This window comes from Stieleria sedimenti, assembly GCF_025060895.1.
GTDB classification, from domain to species: domain Bacteria; phylum Planctomycetota; class Planctomycetia; order Pirellulales; family Pirellulaceae; genus Stieleria; species Stieleria sedimenti.
In genome coordinates, this window is sequence record NZ_JANZKV010000146.1 from 33,501 (window position 1) to 56,754 (window position 23,254).

Annotated in this window: 18 protein-coding genes and 1 pseudogene; 6 read left to right on the top strand and 13 right to left on the bottom strand. The window is 56.2% G+C overall.

From position 1 onward, the window contains the following. Nucleotides 1-225 precede the first annotated feature (225 nt). The 5 genes from NZK35_RS18310 (at nucleotide 226) to NZK35_RS18330 (ending at nucleotide 6,933) form a co-directional block, all read left to right on the top strand. Nucleotides 226-837: an RNA polymerase sigma factor gene (locus tag NZK35_RS18310; protein WP_259633984.1), complete on the top strand. Its 612-nt coding sequence runs from the start codon at nucleotides 226-228 to the stop codon at nucleotides 835-837. A gap of 113 nt (nucleotides 838-950) precedes the next feature. After that, a complete protein-coding gene (locus tag NZK35_RS18315) occupies nucleotides 951-3,311 on the top strand; it encodes a serine/threonine-protein kinase (protein ID WP_259633985.1) in 2,361 nt (786 codons plus the stop codon). A 74-nt stretch (nucleotides 3,312-3,385) separates the two neighbouring features. After that, nucleotides 3,386-3,736 carry a hypothetical protein gene (locus NZK35_RS18320; protein WP_259633986.1) on the top strand — a complete coding sequence of 117 codons (351 nt, stop codon included), beginning with the start codon at nucleotides 3,386-3,388 and terminating at the stop codon, nucleotides 3,734-3,736. Nucleotides 3,737-3,749: 13 nt separating this feature from the next. Further along, the gene (locus NZK35_RS18325; protein WP_259633987.1) at nucleotides 3,750-4,328 is read left to right on the top strand and encodes a hypothetical protein; all 579 of its coding nucleotides are present in this window, start codon (nucleotides 3,750-3,752) and stop codon (nucleotides 4,326-4,328) included. A 610-nt stretch (nucleotides 4,329-4,938) separates the two neighbouring features. Further along, nucleotides 4,939-6,933, top strand: a complete 1,995-nt coding sequence (locus tag NZK35_RS18330; RefSeq protein ID WP_259633988.1) for a pyruvate kinase — start codon at nucleotides 4,939-4,941, stop codon at nucleotides 6,931-6,933. Nucleotides 6,934-7,273: 340 nt separating this feature from the next. Here the strand turns inward: NZK35_RS18330 and NZK35_RS18335 are convergent, their stop codons facing one another. Beyond that, nucleotides 7,274-7,909, bottom strand: a complete 636-nt coding sequence (locus tag NZK35_RS18335) for a cytochrome P460 family protein (protein ID WP_259633989.1) — start codon at nucleotides 7,907-7,909, stop codon at nucleotides 7,274-7,276. 269 nt (nucleotides 7,910-8,178) lie between these two features. On the opposite strand from NZK35_RS18335, the gene NZK35_RS18340 reads away from it, so the two are divergent. Beyond that, nucleotides 8,179-8,769: an RNA polymerase sigma factor gene (locus NZK35_RS18340; RefSeq protein WP_259633990.1), complete on the top strand. Its 591-nt coding sequence runs from the start codon at nucleotides 8,179-8,181 to the stop codon at nucleotides 8,767-8,769. Nucleotides 8,770-9,071: 302 nt separating this feature from the next. Here the strand turns inward: NZK35_RS18340 and NZK35_RS18345 are convergent. The 12 genes and pseudogenes from NZK35_RS18345 to NZK35_RS18400 all read right to left on the bottom strand — a co-directional run. After that, nucleotides 9,072-9,437 (bottom strand): annotated as a pseudogene (locus NZK35_RS18345) (sulfatase-like hydrolase/transferase); the annotation flags it as partial. 52 nt (nucleotides 9,438-9,489) lie between these two features. After that, a complete protein-coding gene (locus tag NZK35_RS18350; RefSeq protein WP_259633991.1) occupies nucleotides 9,490-9,636 on the bottom strand; it encodes a hypothetical protein in 147 nt (48 codons plus the stop codon). Nucleotides 9,637-10,435: 799 nt separating this feature from the next. Beyond that, entirely contained in the window at nucleotides 10,436-11,635 is a 1,200-nt protein-coding gene (locus NZK35_RS18355) for an exo-alpha-sialidase (protein WP_259633992.1), read from the bottom strand. 21 nt (nucleotides 11,636-11,656) lie between these two features. Continuing rightward, complete coding sequence (locus NZK35_RS18360; protein ID WP_259633993.1) at nucleotides 11,657-12,265, bottom strand: sialidase family protein; 609 nt, start codon at nucleotides 12,263-12,265, stop codon at nucleotides 11,657-11,659. A 254-nt stretch (nucleotides 12,266-12,519) separates the two neighbouring features. Continuing rightward, complete coding sequence (locus tag NZK35_RS18365; RefSeq protein WP_259633994.1) at nucleotides 12,520-13,833, bottom strand: family 43 glycosylhydrolase; 1,314 nt, start codon at nucleotides 13,831-13,833, stop codon at nucleotides 12,520-12,522. Nucleotides 13,834-13,861: 28 nt separating this feature from the next. Then, nucleotides 13,862-15,139, bottom strand: a complete 1,278-nt coding sequence (locus NZK35_RS18370; RefSeq protein ID WP_259633995.1) for a DUF1593 domain-containing protein — start codon at nucleotides 15,137-15,139, stop codon at nucleotides 13,862-13,864. A 97-nt stretch (nucleotides 15,140-15,236) separates the two neighbouring features. After that, nucleotides 15,237-16,310 (bottom strand): pectate lyase, encoded by a 1,074-nt coding sequence (gene pelA / locus NZK35_RS18375; protein ID WP_259633996.1) that lies wholly within the window; start codon nucleotides 16,308-16,310, stop codon nucleotides 15,237-15,239. Between the two features lie 41 nt (nucleotides 16,311-16,351). After that, entirely contained in the window at nucleotides 16,352-17,791 is a 1,440-nt protein-coding gene (locus NZK35_RS18380; protein WP_259633997.1) for a DUF1593 domain-containing protein, read from the bottom strand. Then, entirely contained in the window at nucleotides 17,788-19,080 is a 1,293-nt protein-coding gene (locus NZK35_RS18385) for a nucleoside hydrolase-like domain-containing protein (protein WP_259633998.1), read from the bottom strand. The genes NZK35_RS18380 and NZK35_RS18385 overlap by 4 nt, the downstream gene beginning before the upstream one ends. A 14-nt stretch (nucleotides 19,081-19,094) precedes the next feature. Further along, on the bottom strand, nucleotides 19,095-19,445 hold the full coding sequence (locus tag NZK35_RS18390) for a beta-lactamase family protein (protein ID WP_259633999.1): 351 nt from the start codon (nucleotides 19,443-19,445) through the stop codon (nucleotides 19,095-19,097). A gap of 261 nt (nucleotides 19,446-19,706) precedes the next feature. Then, complete coding sequence (locus NZK35_RS18395; RefSeq protein ID WP_259634000.1) at nucleotides 19,707-22,133, bottom strand: DUF1593 domain-containing protein; 2,427 nt, start codon at nucleotides 22,131-22,133, stop codon at nucleotides 19,707-19,709. Between the two features lie 191 nt (nucleotides 22,134-22,324). Then, nucleotides 22,325-23,224: an ABC transporter permease gene (locus NZK35_RS18400; protein WP_259634001.1), complete on the bottom strand. Its 900-nt coding sequence runs from the start codon at nucleotides 23,222-23,224 to the stop codon at nucleotides 22,325-22,327. Nucleotides 23,225-23,254 lie beyond the last annotated feature (30 nt).

Consider the following 23,254-nt stretch of genomic DNA (forward strand, 5'->3'; position numbering starts at 1 on the left):
GAACTGCCTGAGCCCGCATCGCCCAGCAGTTCCAAGTCTTGCTCCAATTTGCAGGGGGGCCGCACACCGGACCGACCAAGCCGGGGCCTGGCGGCAAGCTGATCGACTCTCAGAGGGCGATTTCTCCCGCGTTTTCTCGGCTTTTCCCGAAAAGTGCATCTTTTTCGTAAGATCGATGTCGAATTGTGCTCAGCTGCGGTGTTTAGCCGGTCAGGAGGATCAACCGTGACCAAATCTGACAACGAATTCCCGGACACCCGCGCCAGCTTGTTGCTGCAGGTCCAAGCCGGCGACGACCCAAAAGCATGGGAAGAGTTCGCGGCGGTCTATCGGCCGATCGTTTATCGCCTGGCTCGCCGTCGCGGATTGCAGGATGCCGACGCGGAGGACCTCGCCCAACAGGTGCTGGTCTCAATTGCCCGCTCGATTGAGGGTTGGCAGAAACAGGATGAGTCGGTTCGTTTCCGGCATTGGCTGCGGCGAGTCGCCAAGAACGCAATCCTCAACATGTTGACGCGAGGTCCCAAGGAACGGGCGGCCGGTAGTACTTCCCTGCACGAATTTTTCCAGGAACAAAGCGACGACGATCACACACTCGCGCAAGAGTTGGAGCTTGAATACCGACGAGAGCTTTTCTTCCGAGCAGCAGCCCGGGTCAAGTCTGAGATCGCAACGGACTCCTGGAAGGTATTCGAGCTCGCGGTGATCGAGGACATCCCAATCGAACAAGTCGCGGCAACGTTGGGTAAATCGGTTGGCGCTGTGTATGCGGTGCGCAGCCGGGTGATGAAGCGTCTACGTCGCTATGTCGAAGAAATGGAGAAACACGAATCATGAGAACGAACCAGTGCGATCGACAGGGAATCGATGAATTTCTACAAGGCGAATCGGTTTGGATCGAAACCGATTTGGCGGAGCACTTGGAAACATGCGACGATTGCCGTGACTACATGCTTGCGCAAACGGCTGAGCCAGAGCAGTGGACGGAGGCTCGCGAGTTGTTGCGGCCAACCGAGTTCGACATGGCAGGCACGGCGGAGTTTTCTGTCGGTGGCAATATCGGTGGCGCCCCTGCGGCCCGTCCGATCCAGGCGGTGTTGGACTTGTTGGCTCCTTCCGATGATCCCCATCGCCTCGGTCGTCTGGGATGCTATGAGATTTCAGGTGTCGTCGGCGCGGGAGGAATGGGCGTTGTACTGAAGGCAATCGACCCTTCGCTTGATCGCGTCGTCGCGTTGAAAGTGTTGGCGCCACACCTGGCAAACAATGAAACGGCTCGTCGTCGATTCGCGCGGGAGGCCAAGGCGGCTGCCGCCGTTCTGCACCCCAACGTGATTCCAATTCACAGTGTTTCGAGTGATGGAAGCGTTCCGTACCTCGTGATGGCATATGTCCGGGGAGGATCGCTGCAAAGACGTCTGGAAAATGAAGGTCCACTGTCGTTGCTTGAAATTCTGCGCATCGGATCACAGATTGCTGAGGGCTTGGCGGCTGCCCATGATCAAGGATTAGTGCACCGGGACATCAAACCGGAAAACGTGTTGTTGGAAGAAGGCGTTGAACGCGTCACGATCACTGACTTCGGCCTCGCACGTGCAGTTGATGACAATACGGTCACCCAGCATGGCACCATCGCCGGGACCCCCATGTACATGTCCCCCGAGCAGGCAGCCGGCAAAAAAGTCGACCAGCAAAGCGACCTGTTCAGCCTTGGTAGCGTGCTGTACGCCCTCTGCACCGGTCGCCCTCCGTACCGTGATGATTCTTCGTACGGGGTGATGCGTCAGATCATCGACGAATCGCCGACGCCGATTGAGCAGCTGAATCCAGAGATCCCTGACTGGCTCATATCCATCATCGAAAAACTGATGGCGAAGGAAAAGTCGGATCGGTTTGCGACCGCTGCGGAAGTGCACGCTTTGCTGGAGCGCTGCCTGAGCCATGTGCAACATCCCACGGCGAATCCGCTTCCATCCAAATTGCGAAAGAGTCAATCCACCTCGTCCAGGAAATACATCGTGAGATCACTGATTGCCGGAAGCTTTCTAACCATAGCCGCGGGTTTGTTCGCTGTATTCTTCTCGCAATGGACTGCGATCAAGGACAAGATTGCTGCACAGCGGGAAAAAGAGGTCCGCTTGCCGCTCGGCCGCCTCGACAGCTACATCGGTTCGATGATGATGTCGTCCCATGACATGGTTTTTCTTAATCTCGGATCCATCGGCGAGAATGAGAATTATGTCGTCTTTGAGCCGATCGAGGACGGAGTGGCAATGAGGTTCCCGGCCTACGCAACGAGTTCGTGGTCCCAGCGCCAGGGCAGATATGCGGACAGGCTTAAAGAAGTTGCGCAGTCCCTGTCGCTCACAGTAGACGAAACCAGCGAAATGGCGGAGGACGGCTCGATCAAAGGTGTGAACTTCAAGATTCGAGTGACCGGAGAACCCCAGGCCGTCGCCGATGCGGTCGAAAAAGTCATCTCACGCACCTTTGATGTCGGTTCTTCGGAAGAGTGTGTGTTCCAATACTCCAACATGCCGTCGACCTTTTCGATTCGCGCGGGTGAACAGCCTCGAACTGTTTCTAGTGGTGAGTTTTTGGATCAACTGCTCAGGTTAGAGCGTATCTATCTGGGCGAACGTGAAAATCTTGTCTTCGCGATCCCCCCGAAACTCGCCGCTGCCAACTCACCTCAATGGGACTCGACGATCTGGTGCACCGATCTACGACAATTGCAGCCCGATGTCCTCGAACGAATCAGATGGACGCAAGCGAACGCCGTACGGCCCAACGTGAATGTTGCCTCGTACCAGGACAACAGCCATTCGGGCCAGGGACACAGATGGCAACTCATGATTCAGAAAGCCGCTGCAGTGCGAATCCGCTTCTTACACATTTTCGATGGCAGAATGCTGGTGGCCAGTGAAAATATCTTGCGGGGTGGTGAACGTTCGGAACCTTCCGCGATTGATGTTATGCTGGATCTGCAGCAATCGGATGATGACCCCAATACAATCTCACCAACTCTCGACGTGTCGACGAATGGATTGCACTTGAGCCGTAGCGCAAAAAAGCCAATCACAGTTTCTGGCCCGTTCCAAGTCTCGCCAGTCGTGACCGATGGAGACCTCGCTTGGGACCAACCTACGCTTCTCTTCCATCGCGCGGTTTGGGATGGCGATCTTTCCTACCAACGAAACACGGACTCCATGATTGAAGCCTCCAAGCAGGGCGCGGATTTCATCGCGGTGGAAGTCGAGTGGATCGCAACAGGCACGAAATCGCTGCCGCAATGGGCCGTGCGGGACTGAGCGCGATCGACATCGCTGATGCGTTGTAGATGATCGCCTGATCGGCATGTCGATACTCCAAGCAATCGGCTCGGATGACATCAAAGAGACGGGCCGTTTCGCCCTTGCGAAATGGCCTGGGCAATCTGCTTGATGCTTCGCATACAATGGTCGTTGTTTACGAGAAATCTCGTTTTAGTTTCAGCGTGAGGCATTGGAGGATCGTAAGAGAATTAATGATCACCGTCAGCAAGATTGTCGCGTTGTGTCTCGCGCTTCTCTACACGGCAATCGCAGTTGCCATGACTGGACTTGCCGCCATTCCGGGAATGATGATCTTGCTGGCCCCGCCGCTCGGGTTGATTTGGTTTTCGGAAGACCTCAGCGAGTTTACCGGATACGTTGGGAAGGGGGGGCAATCAATCAGTCGTCGCCCGAGTTCTTGATCGCAGCGTTTGGATGGCTGGTATTGATTGGATTACCAATCTACATGTACTACTCCAGTTGATGCCGAACCCCAATTTTTCAGCACTGTATTCGCTGGCAGCCACCATGTCCAACAGCGTTGAAACGATCTCAGTAAAGTACCTCACGACCAAGAAACTCTCCGGCGGAACCCGCAAGGAATACAAGTCCACCGTCACCAAATGGACTGCCTGGGGTAATGGCGTCGATGTCGACCAAATCAACCGGTCCCACATTCGCGACTTCTTGGATTGGGGCCATGACAAAGCTGCGGAAGATGGAGGTTCCAATCCTGGCCGAACCGCGAACGAAGCACGCGAGAATCTCCGGGCCATCTTAGCCTGGGCTTGGGAGCAGGACTTCCTTGCGAAGCTACCTCGATTCCCAAAACCGAAGGCACAACGCGATGTTGCCGGACGTCACTATCTGACCAAGCCGGATCTCAACTCGCTGTACTTCGCCACTTACAAACTACCACCGCTTCGTGGTTGGACGCATCCACTCACGGTGGGACATTACTGGCGTGCGGCGCTGGTCGTGTTCTTCAACTATGGGATCGATACACTTTGGTAAGCGTTCTATCTGTCCATGTTGACGCGGGGATTAGCGTGATGAGTTTCTTTCCACTTTCAGGAGAAACCATACCGAGAACCTCCAGTCCAGAACTTGCCCTCCAGTGACGCGATCGGATCCGCCGCTTCGAAAATTCCGAGTTGAACGCAACGTGCGATACTGCACTTCGGTTTCAATCAGGGCAGCAGCATCCGGCCGCCTTTTCAGGATCTGGAGCTCTATAGGAAAACAATGAACGCCAGCGCGTATCGGCCTTTGGTGAAATGCCCTGTGATGTTCTTCAGCCCGTCGAATGACTTTCACGCCGCATTCCGTTGGACACTCGCATGTTCCGGAATCTGTTGATCTGAAGCGACTGACAATGCTTCCGAAATCACGCGAGGTCTTCGATGGCTTGTCTTTCCGCAGCCTCAGGTTCCTCTTGCTTCGGAGATTTTAGGAATTGACCACTTTACTCGCCTTCGTCGCGTTCACGCTGGCGTGGGGTGATCCACATCCAGGCCCAACAGCGTGAAGATTCGATGAAAGTCGTCGGCACGATTTCACAGTTGCACTACACGGCACGAATGCTGCACATCAACGGAGCACACGATCACGCCAAGAGTACGTCATGCCCGAGAAGAACGCATTGCCCGTTGCTGAAATTTCAGACACCGCCAGACACAACGCGGCGGATGCTCCGGCCGCAAAGAGCACCGAGGTCATGCGCCAGAGTCCCAGTTTGCCGGAATGCAATTCGCCCTCATCGCTCGTCCGGCAGTTGCAGGGCCTACGCACGCGAATGGCCCGGGTGGAAACCACCTACGCGGATCGGATCGAACGTGTCTGGGCGGATCGCAAGGCCAGTGCGCGGAATCTGCTGCAGTATGTATCTCTGCGCCAGCAGGACCTGCGATCCTTGCAAGAGAATCTGCTCAGGCGTGGCCTGTCGTCGCTTGGTCGTTGCGAGGCAAATGTCCACGCGACGTTAAACGAGGTCATCCACGTGCTCCAACAGATAGAGGGCCAATGCGGTGCTGCGGAGGAGCCGGCGGAAGTCGATTTTGAACGCGGTCGCGAACTGCTGGATCAATCGACGAGGCGACTGTTCGGCGGGCGCCCCTCTCAGGGCGGCGCACACATCATGGTGACCATGCCGAGCGAAGCCGCGCACGACCGCACGCTGGTGAGCGATCTTGTCGCACATGGCATGGATTGCATGCGAGTGAACTGCGCTCATGACGACCCCGCGGCATGGCAGCGGATGATCGAAAACTTGCGTCGAGCCTGCCGCGAGCAGCAGCGAGAGTGCAAGGTGCTGATGGACCTGTGCGGGCCAAAGCTGCGGACGGGCCCGATTGAAGCCGGTCCCGCCGTACTGAAATGGCGTCCCCGCCGCGATGCGCTGGGACGCGTGATCGCCCCCGCGAGAATCTGGTTCCACGACGAGGATGCCGCCGCCACCGCGCCCCTGCCAGCGGCTGCGTCGATCCCAGTGGTCGGCAAGTGGCTGATCGAGCTTCGGCCGGGTGATGTTGTTCGACTCAAGGACGCACGAAGCCGGACGCGGCGGATTAGGATCGTCGAGCGGGGGCCGGGCGGGACCTGGGGTGAGTCCGATCAGACTGCCTATGTGACGCCGGACACCGAACTCCGCCACGATCGCAAGGGAAAATCGCAACGAGAGCCCGGCCGGATTGGCGCGATTGTACCGACCGAAGGCTATCTCACCCTGCGACGGGGAGACCCGTTGCTGTTGTGCGACGAGCACACGCTCGGGGCACCCGCACTTTATGACGAGCAAGGACAACTTGTGCGTCCGTCCATGATCGGCTGTACGCTGCCATCAGTGTTTCGTGACCTCAAACGCGGCGAGCGTGTGTTGTTCGACGACGGGAAGATCACCGCGCGAGTGGATGCTGTGCACGCGAATTATATCGAACTGGAGGTCATTCACGCCGGTCCTCACGGAACACGACTCCGCGCCGACAAAGGCATCAATTTTCCCGACACGGACCTGCACTTGGACGCGCTGACAGAGAAAGACCTTCAGGACATCGCGTTCGTTGTCGAACACGCCGATATGGTGGGCTACTCATTCGTCCGTCGCGAGGAAGATGTCGAGCAGTTGCAGCGCGAACTGGCACGTCTGGGAAACCCGGACATGCCGATTGTGTTGAAAATCGAAAACCGGCAGGCGTTCGAACGGCTTCCATCGCTGCTCATGGCGGCGTTGCGGAGCCCGGCCAGCGGCGTGATGATCGCCCGCGGCGACCTGGCCGTTGAACTTGGCTGGCAGCGACTGGCCGAAGTGCAGGAAGAGATCCTGTGGATGTGCGAGGCCGCGCACATGCCCGTGGTCTGGGCGACCCAGGTTTTGGAAAGTCTGGCCAAGACCGGGATCCCATCACGGGCCGAGATTACCGATGCGGCGATGGGTGTTCGCGCCGAATGTGTGATGCTCAACAAGGGACCATTCATTACGGAAGCCGTGCGAGTGTTGAGCGACATCCTGCGGCGGATGAAGGACCATCACGCCAAGAAACGCCCGATCCTCCGGCGGCTACGGCTCGCCGACGACCTGCTGCCCATCAGCGCCGAGGACGAAACCGGGCATCGCGTGTAGCCAATGTCGTACTTGCCGATCATAACAAGTAATCGCCTTCCATAATAGTGACCGCAGCCGATTCGCTGCACTTTCGCTCCAAAATAGTCCGAAATTCGCGGGAAACTGCGTCCAAGCGATTCGGCTAAGGCGCGGAGAGCGATGCAATCGAAGCGTCGAAGGACGCCACGCGACGAGGCGTTAAAGGGCGGCAATGCACCATTGCTGCCACGCTCAATACTGGGACTGTGGCTAGCATTTACCTTTTGGGTAGCGCCAGTTCCTCCCTCCGAAGGAGCGTGTCACGTTGTCCGGGCATCACTGAAGCCGCTGTGAAAAGTCCTGCCAAAACAGTCTCAGTTCATTCCGCAGCAGCCTTTCCTTTTGCTTCCCGTAGGACTGGGTAGTATTGTGTGAATACGTAGTCGTCATCGGCTGCTCCGCCGTGACAATCGTTGCAGTTGGCAGTCGGTTGAATGGTCGCCGCGTCCTTCAGAGGATACTCATGACCGAAGCTGAAGAACGCCCAGTTTCCCGGTTCGTCTTTGAACCGAGTCTTGTCTTTGATCAAGACCTCGAGTCCAGTGAACTCACCCATGAAGTAACCGTTGCCGCTGGTGGCTTCCTTCGATCCGACGCTCACGAGTTCCTTGATCAACACCGTGCCGTCCGGAAACTCCCCGGTTTTTCCATATTGATCATAGGACGGCGGGTTGATGTAGACGGAGTGGAACTCTGGGAACGGCGCGTTTCCACTATTCATGTCGTTGGGCGTCAACGGCGTGCCGACGTATGTCCACCTTCGATATCCGGACGGTCGCAACAATCTTCCGTCACCGGTGAAGCGGATGCCTGGCATCGATGCCGTCTTGTTCGTCGCGGTGTTCTGAGCCACCGCTGATCGTGATTGTTCTGAAATGAATATGACCGCGGTGGTGATCATGACGAATGTCATCGTCACCGCGACCAACAGATTCCGTCTTGATGAAGTTTTCATGGTTTGTCCTCCGACTGTGTTTCGTGAAAATGGATGGAACGTCATCCACTCCCACTAGTCCGATGGTGTGATCGAAGCAATCCTTACCTTGGAGGTCACGGTTTCGGGAAAGCAGCTTTCCCATTGTTTCATGCACATCCGGCGTGGGGTCCAGCACGCATCAGAGTTTCTGGAGAATGCGGAGTAAGAATGTCTGATGACAAAGCATCAAATGGGTAGCAAGCAATCTGAAGCGGAACGAGCCGTGTAGACGAGGCGACGGTCGGGCCATGAGCCGAGACAACCAAACGTGGGTCATCGAGCTAAAGGCGGGACGAGAATCGGCACTGACCGACCTCAGAACTGTCTTGCTGCACAACCTGCGAAAGGCATTGGCGGCGAGGCCGCGGGCAGACGAATCGTTTCTTGAAGATGCCGTCCAGGATGCCGTGTTGCGCGTCATCGATCGCTTGGACCAGTTCGCCGGAGGAAGTCAGTTTGTCACGTGGGCAACGTCCATTGCAATTCGAGTCGCACTCGGGGAATTACGTCGTAGCCGTTGGAAAGATGTATCACTCAGCGAGTTGACCGCAGATTCGCAGTTCATGTCAACATGCGTCACTGAGCCGGCTGATTCACCGTTGGCCCGACAAGCGATCCTTGAATCGCTTCAGCATTGCATCGCACACGATCTGACGGATCGACAACGAATGGCGTTGTGCGCCGAATTGAAGGGCATGCCTCAGGACGAAATTGCCAAGCAACTCGGCAGCAATCGAAACGCTGTTTACAAACTAACCCATGACGCCAGAAAGAATCTCAAAAAGGGACTCGAAGCAGCCGGGTACACCGCCGAAGACGTTGCAACGACTGTGAGTTGAGGAAAGACACCATGCCACTCTCAAGAAAAGAAATCGACAGGCTGCTGCGGCTGGTCAGCCTCACGGAAGACGCTGAAATCAACTGCGAACAATGTCTTTCGCTGGTTGCCGAATTCGCGGAACAAAAACTGCATGGCAAATCAATTCACGAGGGGTTGCAGGCCGTAGGGCAGCATCTGTCTGTCTGCGACGAATGCCGAGCCGAGTACGAAGCTCTCCGGGACACACTCGTCGACATGGAGCGTGGCCGTGACGAATAGCACTCCTCGCGTGCGTCTCAATCGCATCGATGAAGCAGCGGAGCCGACGTGCCACTTACCACAGATTGCAGCAAAATAACCCGATGCGCCGAGAAGTTCGGCGATCGTAACGCATCGATCGTTCAAGAAACCCCGGTACGAGGGGTGTCCGTCATCACCGGTCATGTGGCCGACGCCAGCCTGATGTTGGTACAACCCCGTCAGCAGCGCCGCGCGAGTCGGACAGCATCTCCCTGCATTGTAAAACTGCGTGAAGCGAAGTCCGTTCTTTGCCAACTGGTTCAGGTGGGGCGTTTCAGTCTCAGCGCCATAGCACCCGATGTCGCTAAATCCCATATCGTCGACCATGATGAGCACGATATTGGGCCGCGATTGCGGAGCGGCAGTCAGTGTCGCGCTGCCGGCCATCAACAACACGACAGCGAACGAAAACAGCCAGAGACGGGGATGAGGATTCATATCAGTTTTCGGGATTTGATTTGAGAGCGTCGGATAGATCGACAATCGCAATCAGCAACACGTTCGGCTTTTCAGCCTGCACGGCAACGGACGGCCAGGACGCGACCAACAGCCCGAACAATACGAGCATCGATTTAGCGTAAGTCATGACAAAACGCCTGAAAAGGAACCGCAGTGCGGCAAGGACGAGGTTGTAGCATAGGAATCCGCCGATCACACTTCGACCTGCGTGATCGGTTTCCAGCAAGGCAAACATGCAGAAGGAACGGGCTGCCTTCTATCAAAGCAACCAATGGAAGAAAGTTTGCAGCCGGAGCTGAAGCAGAAGGGGCTTATCGAAAAAGTGGAGGTCGTCTAGACGGTGAGACCAAGCGAATAGCAATGCGATGGACAGCGGACCAGGTAAACCTGCACAAGGCTGATGTCGATGTCCCGAAGAATTTCTGCGTCCCCGTTGCGGTGATAACCTCAGTAGATTGGCAGCTTGGCGGCACACTTTCCCAAAAGTCATCCAAGATTTCGCGAAGTGTGCGACGAAGAACTGAGCGAACTCCAAGCGGCCGATGCATCGAATGTTGCTTGGAAATTCCCAGTGCCTGTTCAGCTCGTTGGCAAAGCCTGATTTCTTGCGTCCACGAAGGCCTTTGCCCACGGGCGGTTGAATCGAGGACCGGTCCGCTTGAATTCGGATGCAGCAGTCGAACGGGAACTGCGTCCATCGGATCACGCTCATCCATTGATAAGATTGTTGCGCAGATCCTCGAGACGCGTCTTCTCGGGCACCAGCTTGGTTCGAATCGCGCGCCGGATTTGCCAGCATCTGAGCCCCATGCAATGGCGGGGGCAAACAACTTCCTTACCGAAAAGAAGGAGAACGAACATTTTCAGCTAGGATGAACTGCCGTAACCGGCGTATGCGACTCGTTGCCGTTGCGTTTGCCGATTGTTCACTCGACAGCTCGCAATTTGACGAGAAACACGCGGTTGTTTTCACCCTTTCGTTTTCCGTCCGTCACTCGGCCTTCGGCTACGGTGATCCAGGACTCGCGGTCGCTGATTCGGCAAACACCCGAGTTGCCCAACGTCGCGTTATCCTCGGGCACGATGACTTGTTCGGTGTGTTTCAAAACAACCAACCTTTGTGGATCAACTTCGGCCAGAAACAAAGGAGCGCGATGACGCATGATATGGTCGTTGTTCGCGCCGCGTCGGGTGTAAACGAGGTAGAGGCGATTGCCAAGCGTGACCCAGTGTTGCTGGGTGTTGTAGCTTCCAAGGGGCTGTCCGTTGTCGAATTTCCACGCAACATGATCCGAGTAGTTCGTGCCGTCCGAGCTGCGTGCAACCCAGGCGCCGTCATTCGCACGCAACGTCAGAAAGTACGCTCCATCATGGACACTCACTGACGGTTCATAAAGACCGCGTCCGAACGGAATCGAGTGCTCGGTTCCGTGGTCAAGATACTCAAGCGTCTTACCGTCAAATCGACACCTTGCCACGATAGATACATAGATGCGTTTCGTTTTGCTTCGTTGATATCGAATGGGGAGCAGGACAATTCCATCGTCAAGGATAACCTGTTGGTGGCAACCGGCGTTCGGTGCGATGATCGGATGTCCGGCGTGATCCTGCTGCGGCAACTTCATCGTGTGCAGTGGACCGAAGTCGCGAGAAGCGGGATCGAAGACGCAGTAAGCGACTTGCTCTCGCAGGATGTTTTCTTTCGTACCGTCGGCAAAGTTGAATGTTTTTCCTGTGATCAGAACTTTCTCAGTCGGCAGGTGCCAGATCGGACACAAGTCTCCGGCGACGACTTCGTACCCATCGTCCTGACGAGCTCGACGAAGCGACTCAATCGCAATTGGCTGTGTCCATTTGTCGGCATCACGATCGCCAAAGACAGCGAACACGTCGTGATATCCGTGAGCACCCACCTTCTCCGTGCGCGACATCGTCGTGAAAACGAACGAGCGATTCTCCAGGGGCACGATCGCAGTACGGGCCTGAGTCCAATCCCGGTCAGAATCTCCTTCGGCGATAACCGAACGCTGGATGACCAATTCGTCCGCCCGAACGGCATCGCCGAAGCCGACCATGGTGATCAGCGCGACGAGGGCCAAACCAATTTGAAAACATATTTGCATCATTGTCTGCATCATTTCAAGGAGTCATCTCTGACCTTCGAGCCATTCCCGGTTGAAGCGAGCCATGGTCAGGTGTTTATGTGCGAAGCCATCGTCGCCGCCGCGTTCGTACACGCAGTAGATCGTGCCGTCCTTGCCCACGGCGAGGTCCGTGTAACCGCTGACGCCCGGCTCGAGCACGCGGGAGACCGGCCAGGTCTCGCAATCGTCGAAGCTCATCCGCACCGTGACGTTTTCACGGTGGCGAAACTTGTTCTTGCCGTGAAAGCCGTGATTCTCGTGGCTGTCCGGATTCGTAAACAAGAACGTACTGTCGTTGTCGGCGATGCGTTGCGGCGGCGACCCGGTCCGGCCGCCGTTGGTGCTGCGGCACAGTAGGGTCTCAATATCCGCCCAATCCGAACGGCTGCCGCGCCGCGCTTCGCAGTACGCCAGCACGGTCCCTTTCTGCGCCACGGCGATCCCGGGAACGCGGAACGTCTCGTATCCCGCCTGCCCCGCCGTGAACAGATCGGTCTTGTCCAGCATCGGCTCTTCCGCGGCGACTGGGACAGCCGAGAACGATACCGCGCATAGCGAAAATGTGAACGACAAACCCAGCAGCGAAACGGCGGGCACAACGCGATTTGACATGGCAAGGTGGTGCATCGAAACTCTGTCTGAATATCTGTATGCGACCCCGTAGGTCGGCAAAACTAATTCGTGTCGCTCTGGGCATTGAACTTGAACGACTTGATACTTGCGCTGCCGGTTCCGGCGGCGTAGATTGCAGGGCGCAAGTAGGAAAAACTGCCAAGCACATTGTGGTCGTAGCCGGAAAGCTCATAGGTGCGTTCGTTCTTGGTCCAGGTTTTCCCGTCTTTGCTGTAGTACAGATTGAGCGATTGCTACGACAGCTCAGCCCGCAGGTATCGAACATCGCTTGCAGCGACACCTCGAATGGTTTGAGTTCGATCGCTGAACCGCATCATCAGTCGCTCGCCCTGAATGGCCAGCGAAGCCAGTCTTCTTTCCGAATACCAGATCGCCAAGCCCAACTCGACACCCGGATCACAATCGCCAATCTCGATTTCAACGGTGTAGTTCTTTCCGGGGGGATTGCACTGCAGCGTGCGCATTCGATCATCCGGATTGCTGAATTGAAATTCCCCACCGCCAACCTGATGCGAATTCAGCACGGAAGCTCCTGTCATCTGCCATTGGATTTTGAGCTGCGGCGACTCAAAATCGTCATCGTCAATCGACTCATTCGGATGGACGATCACGTCTGGTTCCGTTTTGGGATCACGCTTCGTCTTGAACCAGCCATCGTCGGTCCACTCGATCGCTTCCAATAGCGTATGCCGACCGTGCGGCAAAGCTCCTTGTTTGTAAGCGTGATAGACGACGTACCAGTTGCCGTCGCCATCGTCGATGATCGTGCCGTGCCCTTTGGACCAATAGGATTCCTTTCGCGACCAGGTGTGCACAATCGGATTGTGTGGGCTGTTTTCCCATGGACCAAGTGGCGATCGGGATCGGGCCGAAGTCACCATGTGGCTTGTTGCCGGGCCGGCGGTTCCACCCTGCGCCGCTGTCATGTAGTAGTAACCATCACGAAACGTCAGCTTCGGCGATTCCAGGCAAAAACACTCGACGTCCCAGTCGGCAGGATACTTCCAACCCTCATGTTTTTGCTGAAGCTCTCCAGTCACCGTCAAACCATCTTTACTGAGCGGCGCCACCCGGCCATTGTGCATGTACAGGAATCGATCGCCCTGCGGAGTCGACACATGTCCCGGATCGATGCCGGGAACGTCCAGCAGCTGCGGTTTTGACCACGGCCCATGCGGGTCCTTCGCGGTAACAACGTAGTTCTTTCCGCTCGACGGGAAGTACAGATAAAACAGCCCATCATGTTTGATCAGATCGGGAGCCCAGACGGTTCCCACGTCTTCGTTCAACGCGTAGGCGATCGGCTGCCAATCGACGAGGTTGGTTGAATGCCAGATCTTGAGTCCGGGGACTTTCCGGTAAGAACTGTGCGTCATATAGAAGTCGTCACCATCGCGGACAATGGTCGGGTCCGCATGATCCCCGCCAAGAATCACGTGCAATTTGCCATCACTGGGCGGGTCGGCATACCCAGGCTTCAGACTCGCAAAGAGAAGAAAACCAATCCCCAGAACTTTGGTTAACGGCATCGGGTTAGTCAGTTGCATGATTTTCAGGTCGAAAGGGACGCGAGACTTACTTGGCGATTGAAGGGGATAACGTTGTTGGATCTCTGGAGTGCGGCGTGGGGCGTTGGCACCGGAGCATCCGGGTGGCAAAGTCGCCAAGGAACTCTCGTCTCCAGCGGCTTACCGTCTTTGCACCGCTATGTGGTCCGTCGGAAACGGAGCGTGAGAGATCGTCCGTCCACCAGTTCGGCAGACTCGCATCGTGTCGGCCCGCAACCGCAGGCGCGGGGTGGTAGGCGATGATGGAGCCCGTCTTTGCGCCGAGTGATCCGGCATCGCTTTCGATCCGGAACCCGTATCGTTTCGCCGCCTTTGGGCAAAAGCGAAAACGCATGGTTCCGTCATCGGCTAAATGACCGACAAGTCTTTGGTTCTCGACGATCAGGACTGCCTGGGAGTCCTTCGTCAAATTTTCAGCGCGTAACGCCAATTCCAAAATTCCGAATACCTCGATGCGATCGAACTTTTCGGGCATGCGGTCGAGCCTTAGGTATGGCCTTTTCCACGCTCGAACATAGCTGCCTCCCCATCCTGCATTACGAGGATCGTTTGGGCTTCCTTTCAACAACCAGCCGACGGAGGGTGTGTCGCCCATCTTAATCTCGTCTTTTTGGCTGACAAAGAAGCGGCCGAGTGCGCCCTTGCCCTGGACGTGCCTGAGCACAAATCGCTCGTTGCTCCAATCGCTCGATTGTTCGCCGCCGGTAAACCAGCCTCGATAGGTCGCATTGGATTCAATCATCCACAGCTTCGGGTGATGTTCAACGATGTACTGGTAGGAATCAGGAGACCATTTTTTGTTGGGGCCACCGATCCAGAACACACGGAGGCGTGGCAGTATTTCCGGCGCGTCATGCAACGCCTGGGCCAGGTCCTCCAGACCTCCCCAAACAAGAACGTGAAGCGGTCGCGGATCGTCTCGGCGAGCACATTTGATGATCCAATCCGATCCATCAGTTGACCGTCGTACGCCCGCATACGGTGCGAGTTCAGTTTCCCCCTGCTTTGTGATCGCACGCAGCGCATCTGGAGTTGGATACTGGTTCGAATACGTTGACAGATTTTCGTAGTCTTCCTCAAAGCAGTCGATCACATTATGAATGTCTTTCACTCGCCCTTGGCCGTACGGCGAAGCGATCAGGCCTTCGATTTCGAGAAGGTCCGAGTAGACCAGGAGATGAACCATGGATTGAAAGTCATCGGGGTCGGTGCCGCCAATGTCGGTCGATACCAACACTCGGTGTCGTTGTTCGGCATTTCCCTCTATTTCAGCAGAGGATTGCACCGTTTGCTTTCCCGCTTGCTGACCAACGGCGAGACCGGAGAAGCAGCTCACAGTGGCAAATGTGAAGGCAAAGATCTGCCCAGGCGTGGATCTCATTTCAATCAGCCTCGCGGTGTGCCCATTTTGCGAATCCACTGGCGACCTTCTCTCCCCAGTTTCCATACCACGTGTACCCGCCGCGTCGTTCGCCGCCGATCTCTTGAATGTCGTATTTCACCACGCCATCTCGGTCACTGAAGATCGGACGGTTCGATTTGATCTCGTAAAACCGGGCCCACAATGGAGCCGCCTGCGGGTCTTGGGTGAGGGCTCGCTGCGTCTCGCTTCTCGTGTAGCGGTAGCCTTCGATCTTGACCGAGTCGAACCATTCCACGCCCGCTTTGACCGCGCGAATCATCTCTGGAGTCGGTTCGTCAACACTCATCAGGAATGTCAGAACTCCTGCGCTTTCGGAACCACTGAGTGAAGGGTGTTCGTAGCTGCGTGCTTGGGCCGGGGCCAGTGTTTTTGCATCGTGCTGAGCACACCAAACCGTGGGGACACCATCGACGACCACCTGGCACCTCAAAATGCATTCGATGCCGAGCGCCACAGCTGCCGCCGCCTTCCTGCGTCGAGTCTCATCGACAAACCCGTATGGCGTTTCTCCGTCAGCCACGTCGCGAAGCAAGTGCATGACCCGAATCATGGCTCCGTCGTTGAATGTGATGTGTGAATAGTAACCTTTCCGTAGTGGCCAGAACTGAGGCCAGCCGCCATTGGGGTACTGAGCCGCCAACAAGTAGTCCACACCCTTCAAAAATGAGTCTTTGTATCTGGTATCGCGAGTCACGTGGGCTAGCCGAGCCAGGAACTGCATCGGGACAGTCGTGGCATCGTTATCAAGGCTGTTGGCGCGAGCTCCACCCGGAGGAGGAATGTCGTCGGGTGAACTTGGAGGCTTCGCAAGATCGGTGCTTTTGGGCCAACCGCCTTGAGGTGATTGGTATTGAATCACGCTGTTTGCAACACTCTTGGCTTCTTCGGACCGAAACCAGGCGTCGTCTTTCCTGAGCAGGTTCTTATCAAAACGAATTTGTGCGCAGACGCTCTCAGTTGAGAATAGCGCCAACATGACAAACGTCAGAGGCAGCGCTGCAACGCGGACACTTGGATGGTTGAGCAGGCCCATTGTTATCTTTCCCGTTCTGGTTGACGTGCGATTTTGCATTGTTACTTCTTGACGTCCACAATCAATCGGCGATAACGCGTCAATCGCGGGGTTCCGTGATCGGTGACGGCGAGAATGATGTGCATCGTTCCGATGCCGGGTGGCATCACAGTTCTTGAGGGAACCGTGAACGATGCCTTTGCTTTGTCAAAGCTGTTGATCGGAACCGGTTCGCCTCGCGTTCCGCTGGAACACAGGAAGGTGCCGACTTCGCCGTAGCAGAACCAGTGGTACGACAGCGCGTCTCCGTCCGGGTCAGAGCAACCCTCAGCGCTAAGTTGCACGACATCGCCCTTCTTCGCAGTCAGCCGATCAGCGTGTCCAAGTTTCACGACCGGCGGGTGGTTGGCGTCTTCGTAGCTTTTGAATGTCCAATCCATCCGCGCAGCAAAGTCGTTCTGATAGGCTTCACGCCAGCGCCAGATCGTCGCGTGGTTGGTGTCGTGCCAGCGACCGTCGATTCCGAGCACCTCATCATTGGTATCAGCCCAGAAAGGTCGTGTTTCCTTTTGCAGGAACCACTTGCGCATCCGTGGAGTGTAAAGCTCGTAGCGACCTCCCCAACCGCCCCAGTCCGGGTGTTCAGGGTCGCTCAGCCCGTTGTTGATCAGATTCAGAAATGACGGCGTGTCGCCCTCCATCAGGTATTCCCAGTGCGGATACTCAGCGCCTAACGGCCCCTTGTGTCTGACATTCTTATCAAGCCATTCGTTGGTCACCAAACTGAAGTCCGCACCGTCGCAGCGTGCGTGAAAGTGATCGCCGCTGATGCCGCTCCACGTCGCGTGGTGGTAGGCTCCGCCCGGATGAAATCCCGGGCTCGCCACGTAGAAAAGATCAGGGAACTGCTCACGCATCCACGGTCCGCTGTCGTCCTGATCCGAAATCGTGTAGACGCGCAGCTTGGCAACGAACGCTCTCAGGTCCTCTGCGGAACGCGTGTTGCGAACTTTCCAAAGTGATTGAGCAAGCACACCGGGGCCACCCCAAGCGGTGACCCATAGGGGTCGCGGATCGTCCTTGTCGACGGCTTTGATCAGTGCCTCAGAAGCTTGCGAGTCCTTTCCTTCGCCAACGCCATTCATTCCATACACTGCGAGCCCTTCGGTGACTCTACTGCGAAGAAGCTCGGCAGTGGGGTAGCCCGGCTCATGCTTCTCGAGGTTATCTCGCACCTGGCCGAACGCATTGACGATTCGACGTATGCGTTCTGGTGCAACGCGACGTTGCTGATGGACCGACGTCGTCGCCGCGAGGCCCTCGATGTCGATTTGGTTCGCATACGTCAGCAAGCGTACCATCGACATCGCGTCGTCCGGTTCGTTTTCGATGTCGGTCAGTACGAACAGCCGCGGCTTTTCAGCAGCCCAGGATAGGCTGGGAAGAGCCACCAATACACCGAGCAAGATGGTGCAGGCAATGAGTCTTAAGTTTCTCGTCATTTCTTTAATCCTTCATTCCTGGAGGCTAATGCCGCGGTGCCTTCGGCGTCGATAGCCGCAGTCGTCCCCGATACATTGATGATCACGCGGCGATACGCGTAGAGGTTGGGTTCCCCATCGTCGTGTAGTTCCAGAATGAGATGCAGGTTCTTACCAGCGGCATTTGAGGGAACCGAGACTGTGGCCGCCATACGATTCTTATTGTCAATTTTGACCGTGCCGTCAAAGGAACTCGGTTCATCGTAGAAAGACCATGAGTAGGTCAACGCGTCTTTGTCGGGGTCGCTGGACCCCTCGGCACTCAAAATGACTCTCTCGCCTGGTTCCGCCGAGACTTCTAAAACACGCCGCGACTTATCACCGTTCACGATAGCAATGGGATGATGGTTGGCGTCCTCATCTTTTCGCGTAATGCTCCAGTCCATGCGAGCTGCGAAGTCGTTGTCGTAACCTTTGCTCCAGCGTTTGATCGCTGAGGTGCCGTCCTTCGTGTTGCCGTACATTTCGTAGGGATCGAATTTCCGCTCCTCTCCCTTGACGCCGGACATGCTCTTGATGCTGACCTGCTTTTTCCAGCTGAAACGCCCGCCCCAACCACCTTGGTCAATCTCGTCGGGATCGTTGAGTCCATTCGGGTAGACGTGCATGAACGCCGGCGTATCGCCCTCGGTAGCCCATTTCGTATTCGGGTAAGCAGCTCCTAGTGGACCGTGACTTTGGATGTCATTGCGTTGGTAGTCACCATTTTTTGGGGGCTGCCAACCGTAAACCTTCACCGCGCGAATATAGAGGACTTCCGGGAAGTTCTTTGCGATCCACGCGCCGGCGTCGTCCTGCCCAAGAATGTCAAAAACCCGCAGCTTGCTCAGGAATTTGTCGAGTTCCGCTTTCGATCTCGTCGCTCGCACCTTCCAAATCGCTTGAGCCACGTTGTTCGCACCGCCCCAAGCTCCAACCCATACGGGACGCGGATCGTCTCTGTCGACAGACGCAATGATCAGTTCCGATCCCGGAGTGTCTTTGCCATCGCCCACATCGCCCATGCCGTAGCCTTTCTGCCCCATGACCGAGATTGATCTCAGGTACTCGACCGTAGGAAACCCTTCGGCATGCACTTTCAGGTTGTCGTAGCATTCAGCGTAAGCATCGATGAGCTTGTCGGTTAGCAAAACGATGCGATGCTTTTCGGAGGTCGGCAGTGCCTTGATCTGAGCCATTGCCGGAATTGCCAAAGCAAAATGGCAGACCCCGAACACAAACAGGTGCGTCGCATGTTTCAATTGATTCATGTTGCTTTTGCTCTCTACTGAATCGGTCCATAAACCGCGTCGCGGAAACTCTTGTGCAGGCCAATCTTGTCGAAGGGCCGCAACTGCACGAACAGAACCGCGGTCAAATCGTTTTCTGGATCAACCCAAAACATCGTGCTCGCGGCTCCGTCCCAAAAGAATTCCCCGACCGCTCCATTATTCTCTTCCGCCGACGCAGGAGGTCGCACGCGAACCGCGAAGTCGATGCCAAAACCAACTTGTCCTTTGCCCGGCAACCATGAACGTTCTTTCACGTCGTCCGACAATTGACTGGTCGCCATCAACCGCACCGTCTCCGGCTTCAGAATTCGCGTGCCATCAAGCTCGCCCTCGTTCTGCAGCATACGAGCGAAACGCCTTTGACCGCATCGGCCTCAATGTATGAATCGAGCGTAGAATCTATCCGAGCCTTCGCGGAAGCGTCGATGATTGGTTTCGACTGCTGGGCGAACGTAGTGCTTACCACGAGCACTGCCCCAAGAAATGTTATTATGCGATTTGGATTCATGATGATTTGAAAACTACAACTGTTAGACGTAGGACGTTTCACCGGATTGGTCGTGTGGCGTTTCGAGGACCGTTGTGCCAGTAACCGGGAAACCAAGCTAACGCTTTACGGATGTTTGATGTGGTGTCACGCACCAGTCACAACGATCCTGGAACTCTTTTTGGTAATCCGCGCGCCAGCGGGAGATGCTCGATTTGCCAGGGCCATCGACATAGTGATTTGTGCCGGGCCGGCGTTTGTACTGGCCGCCCCAGCTGGGTTGAGTCGGGTCTTCCGCGTCGTTGATGCCCCGTGTGGCACTGACCAGATGCAGGAACGCCGGCGTGTCACCTTCGCAGACTCCCGTGCAACCCATGCCTTCATGCGGATAGATGTCGCACAGCAGGCCGTGGCCTTTGCGGACGTGTTCGTTGACCCAAGCGAGATCTGACAGCGGGTCGCGTCCGCCGAACATGCCCTGATAAGTCTTGCGTGAATCAACGATGAACAGTTCGGGGAATTCGTCCATGAGCCACCCGTGCGTTGAATCCTGGTAATAGATCAGAAAGATGCGGAGCTTACTGATGAATCTTTTTAATTCGGCCTTGCTGCGATTATTCTTCACATCCCAGATCGCCTGTGACACTTCGCGCGGACCGCCCCAAACGCTAATCCACACGGGACGTGGGTCGGGCTTGTCGACGGCCGCGATGATCGCGTTGGATGCTTCCGTGTCCAGACCTTTGCCGATAATGTCGCTCCACGGCTGCTTGTTCTTGCCGAACTTGATGCTGAGCCCGTGGTTGTTGCCACGGCCTTCGTACGTGACCGATCTCAGGTAGTCCGGCGTCGGGTATCGGGCGTCGTGCGATTTGAGGTTGCCGTAGACCTGTTCGTAGCGATCAAGCACGTCAAGCATGTTCTTTTTGTGTGCTTCCATGGCAAACGTGCCCGCTGCCGCGACGATGCCTTCTACATCGAATTCGTTGGAATACAGCAGAAATCGCACCATCGACTGCATGTCGTCCGGGTCGCTCTTCATGGTGTTGGGAACATTGCCGCCTTTGACGACACCAATCGGTGGAAAGTCCGACATCACGATGATCCGCGGCCGCAGCGACTTTGCGTTCACCCCGGTGGTATTTCCATCTGTGGGCGCAGAAGACTTCGCCGCCGGTTGTGAACGATTGGCGTTGTCGTCGGTCGCCTCGGTGTCGACCCGACCGCCGCTTAAATGGAACACGACTCGACGATAGCTGCTCAGATTGTGCGTCCCGTTGTCGGTGACTTCGCAAATCACGTGAAACTGCCGTCCCGCCGCATCGGTGGGAATCTGAATCGTGGCAGTGTGTGAGTCAGCACCTGTGATGACGACCTTTCCGCCGTAGTTACCGGCGTCGGGCTGAACCCACCAGTTGAAGGTCAATTTGTCGCCGTCAGGATCGGTTGTCTTTGACGCGTCCAGCGTCACGGAGGCTCCCGGAGCGGCGTCCTTGTGAATGACTTTGATGCCGTCGTCACCATCAACAACGAGTTTCGGGTTGCGATTGCCATGGCCGTCTTTCGCCCAGTCCATGCGGGCGGCGAAATTGTTGAAGGCGGCCGGGTACGTTCGTTTGAAATTAGACACACACGATTTGGCTTCGCGCCAAACGCCGTTTTCCCGTTTGACAAAGTTGCCGCCCCAACTTGCCTGCGTCGGGTCTTCCGGATCATTCAGTCCGTTCGGCATCAGGTACAAAAACGCGGGCGTGTCGCCTTCGACGCCATACTTGTATTTCGGGTACTGGCTACCCATGTGGCCGTGGCCTTGAATGTGCTTGGCGTATTCGTTCCAGTTGCTCTTGCCGATTTCGTTGTGCTGCTTCCATGCGGCTTCGTCCCAGATAAACAACAGCTCGTCGCGCGTCTGTTCGTAGATCCAACCGTGGGAACTGATGTCATGGTTCTCGCCGCGATAGTGTCGGTCCTGGTCGGTGATCGCATATGCTCGGAGCTTCCGCAGGAATTTCTTGTAGTCATCCTCACTGCGTTCTTTCTTGACTTCGTAGATTGCCTGTGCCAGCGTGTTGCCGCCGCCCCAGATACCAATCCACAGCGGGCGTTCGTCGGCTTCGTCCGCTTGCTTGATGAGCAATTCGCAACCTGGCGATCCGTTGTCGTCGCCGATGAATTGCTTCCCACGATTCATGCTGCCAAACATGATCCGTTTGCGCAGATAATCGGGGCTCGGCCAGTAGCCCACCTTCTGCTTGTTGCCATCGTGCGCGTGCCCGGTCTGGCCGCTTCGCTTCATCAGATTTGGAAGATCTTTTTCATAAGCATCGACGACTCCCCGCGCGATGTGAATGAATCCGCGTTCGGGTTCTTTGTTGAGCGTACGGATGCTGTAGCCCGTCGAAATCACGATACCTTCGATTTCAAACATGTCCGCATGTGCGAGTAGTCGAATCAGCGATTCGTGATCATCGGTTTCCCACGTGGAGATATCCGTCAGCACAAGCATTCTTGGTTTGAGCGATTCGGCGAATGATTGCGTAGACATCGCGAATGCTATTGTCGCGCCCATCGCGTAGAAAAAGAATCGATTCATTCTGGATCATTCTGGTTGGAGTTGAGTTTTGTTGTCAGCATCTATTCGCATCAGCGCGGGGCCGGCATGCGCCGGCCCTGCGTATTCATTTCACTTCGATAACGACACAGATTCGAGGACGAGTTCTCTTTTCTTCGCTCATGCTACCGTTCCTGAGCACTCATTCGGTCAATTGCGACGGCCGCCAGGATCACGAATCCCTTCACCACCTGCTGCCAGAACGGCGAGACATTTAGCAAGAACAGCCCGTTGTTCAATACGCCGATGATCAAACACCCGATCACAGTCCCCATCACGCTGCCTCGCCCTCCGGAGAGCGACGTACCGCCGATCACAACCGCCGCGATGGAATCCAGTTCGTAGCCCAGTCCTGCGTTCGGCTGGGCGGAATCAAGACGAGCAGTCACGATCAGACCAGCGACTCCGGCGAGCATCCCGCCGAGCGTGTAAACGGCGACTTTGATGCGATCGACGCGCAGTCCCGTCAGCAATGCCGCCCTTTCATTTCCGCCGACGGCGTAGATGTGTCTGCCAAAACGCGTTCGACGCGTGAGCAGGACGAAGATTCCGACTAGCGAAGCCGTGATCCAGACCGGAACTGGAATCCCTAGGAACACGCCCGTTCCGATCGCGCCGAAGGATTGTCCGAGTCCCGTGACGGGAAAGCCGCCCGTCCATAGCATCGTGAGACCGCGCGCGATACTGAACATCCCAAGCGTCGCCACGAACGGCGGAAGCTTGAACCGAGTGATCGTCACACCGTTGAAGAATCCGGCCCCCGCACCAACCAGAAGCCCAGCAGCGATCGATCCAAGAACCGTGAACTGCAACTCCATTCCCAGCAATTCCAGCCGGAGTCCGTTCTTGAGCAAGCCTGCGGCGACTGCGCCGGACAGGGCAAGGATCGCCCCCACAGAGAGATCGATTCCCGCGGTCAGGATGATGAGCGTCATACCGATCGACAGGCACAGGTTGACTGAGATCTGTCGAAGTATGTTGAGACCGTTTTCCAACGTTAGAAAACTGTCTGACAACAGGCTCATCCCAACCAGCAATACAGTTAGCGCGATGAG

Bases quoted from the DNA above. Each gene is read 5' to 3' on its own strand.
- NZK35_RS18365 (WP_259633994.1), bottom strand. From the start codon at position 13,833: ATGCAACTGACTAACCCGATGCCGTTAACCAAAGTTCTGGGGATTGGT.
- NZK35_RS18385 (WP_259633998.1), bottom strand. From the start codon at position 19,080: ATGAATCAATTGAAACATGCGACGCACCTGTTTGTGTTCGGGGTCTGC.
- NZK35_RS18395 (WP_259634000.1), bottom strand. From the start codon at position 22,133: ATGTCTACGCAATCATTCGCCGAATCGCTCAAACCAAGAATGCTTGTG.
- NZK35_RS18335 (WP_259633989.1), bottom strand. From the start codon at position 7,909: ATGAAAACTTCATCAAGACGGAATCTGTTGGTCGCGGTGACGATGACA.
- NZK35_RS18330 (WP_259633988.1), top strand. From the start codon at position 4,939: ATGCCCGAGAAGAACGCATTGCCCGTTGCTGAAATTTCAGACACCGCC.
- pelA (WP_259633996.1), bottom strand. From the start codon at position 16,310: ATGGGCCTGCTCAACCATCCAAGTGTCCGCGTTGCAGCGCTGCCTCTG.
- NZK35_RS18325 (WP_259633987.1), top strand. From the start codon at position 3,750: ATGGCTGGTATTGATTGGATTACCAATCTACATGTACTACTCCAGTTG.
- NZK35_RS18355 (WP_259633992.1), bottom strand. From the start codon at position 11,635: ATGATGCAAATATGTTTTCAAATTGGTTTGGCCCTCGTCGCGCTGATC.
- NZK35_RS18380 (WP_259633997.1), bottom strand. From the start codon at position 17,791: ATGACGAGAAACTTAAGACTCATTGCCTGCACCATCTTGCTCGGTGTA.
- NZK35_RS18400 (WP_259634001.1), bottom strand. From the start codon at position 23,224: ATGAGCCTGTTGTCAGACAGTTTTCTAACGTTGGAAAACGGTCTCAAC.
- NZK35_RS18350 (WP_259633991.1), bottom strand. From the start codon at position 9,636: ATGACTTACGCTAAATCGATGCTCGTATTGTTCGGGCTGTTGGTCGCG.
- NZK35_RS18390 (WP_259633999.1), bottom strand. From the start codon at position 19,445: ATGCTGCAGAACGAGGGCGAGCTTGATGGCACGCGAATTCTGAAGCCG.
- NZK35_RS18360 (WP_259633993.1), bottom strand. From the start codon at position 12,265: ATGTCAAATCGCGTTGTGCCCGCCGTTTCGCTGCTGGGTTTGTCGTTC.
- NZK35_RS18320 (WP_259633986.1), top strand. From the start codon at position 3,386: ATGACATCAAAGAGACGGGCCGTTTCGCCCTTGCGAAATGGCCTGGGC.
- NZK35_RS18315 (WP_259633985.1), top strand. From the start codon at position 951: ATGCTTGCGCAAACGGCTGAGCCAGAGCAGTGGACGGAGGCTCGCGAG.
- NZK35_RS18340 (WP_259633990.1), top strand. From the start codon at position 8,179: ATGAGCCGAGACAACCAAACGTGGGTCATCGAGCTAAAGGCGGGACGA.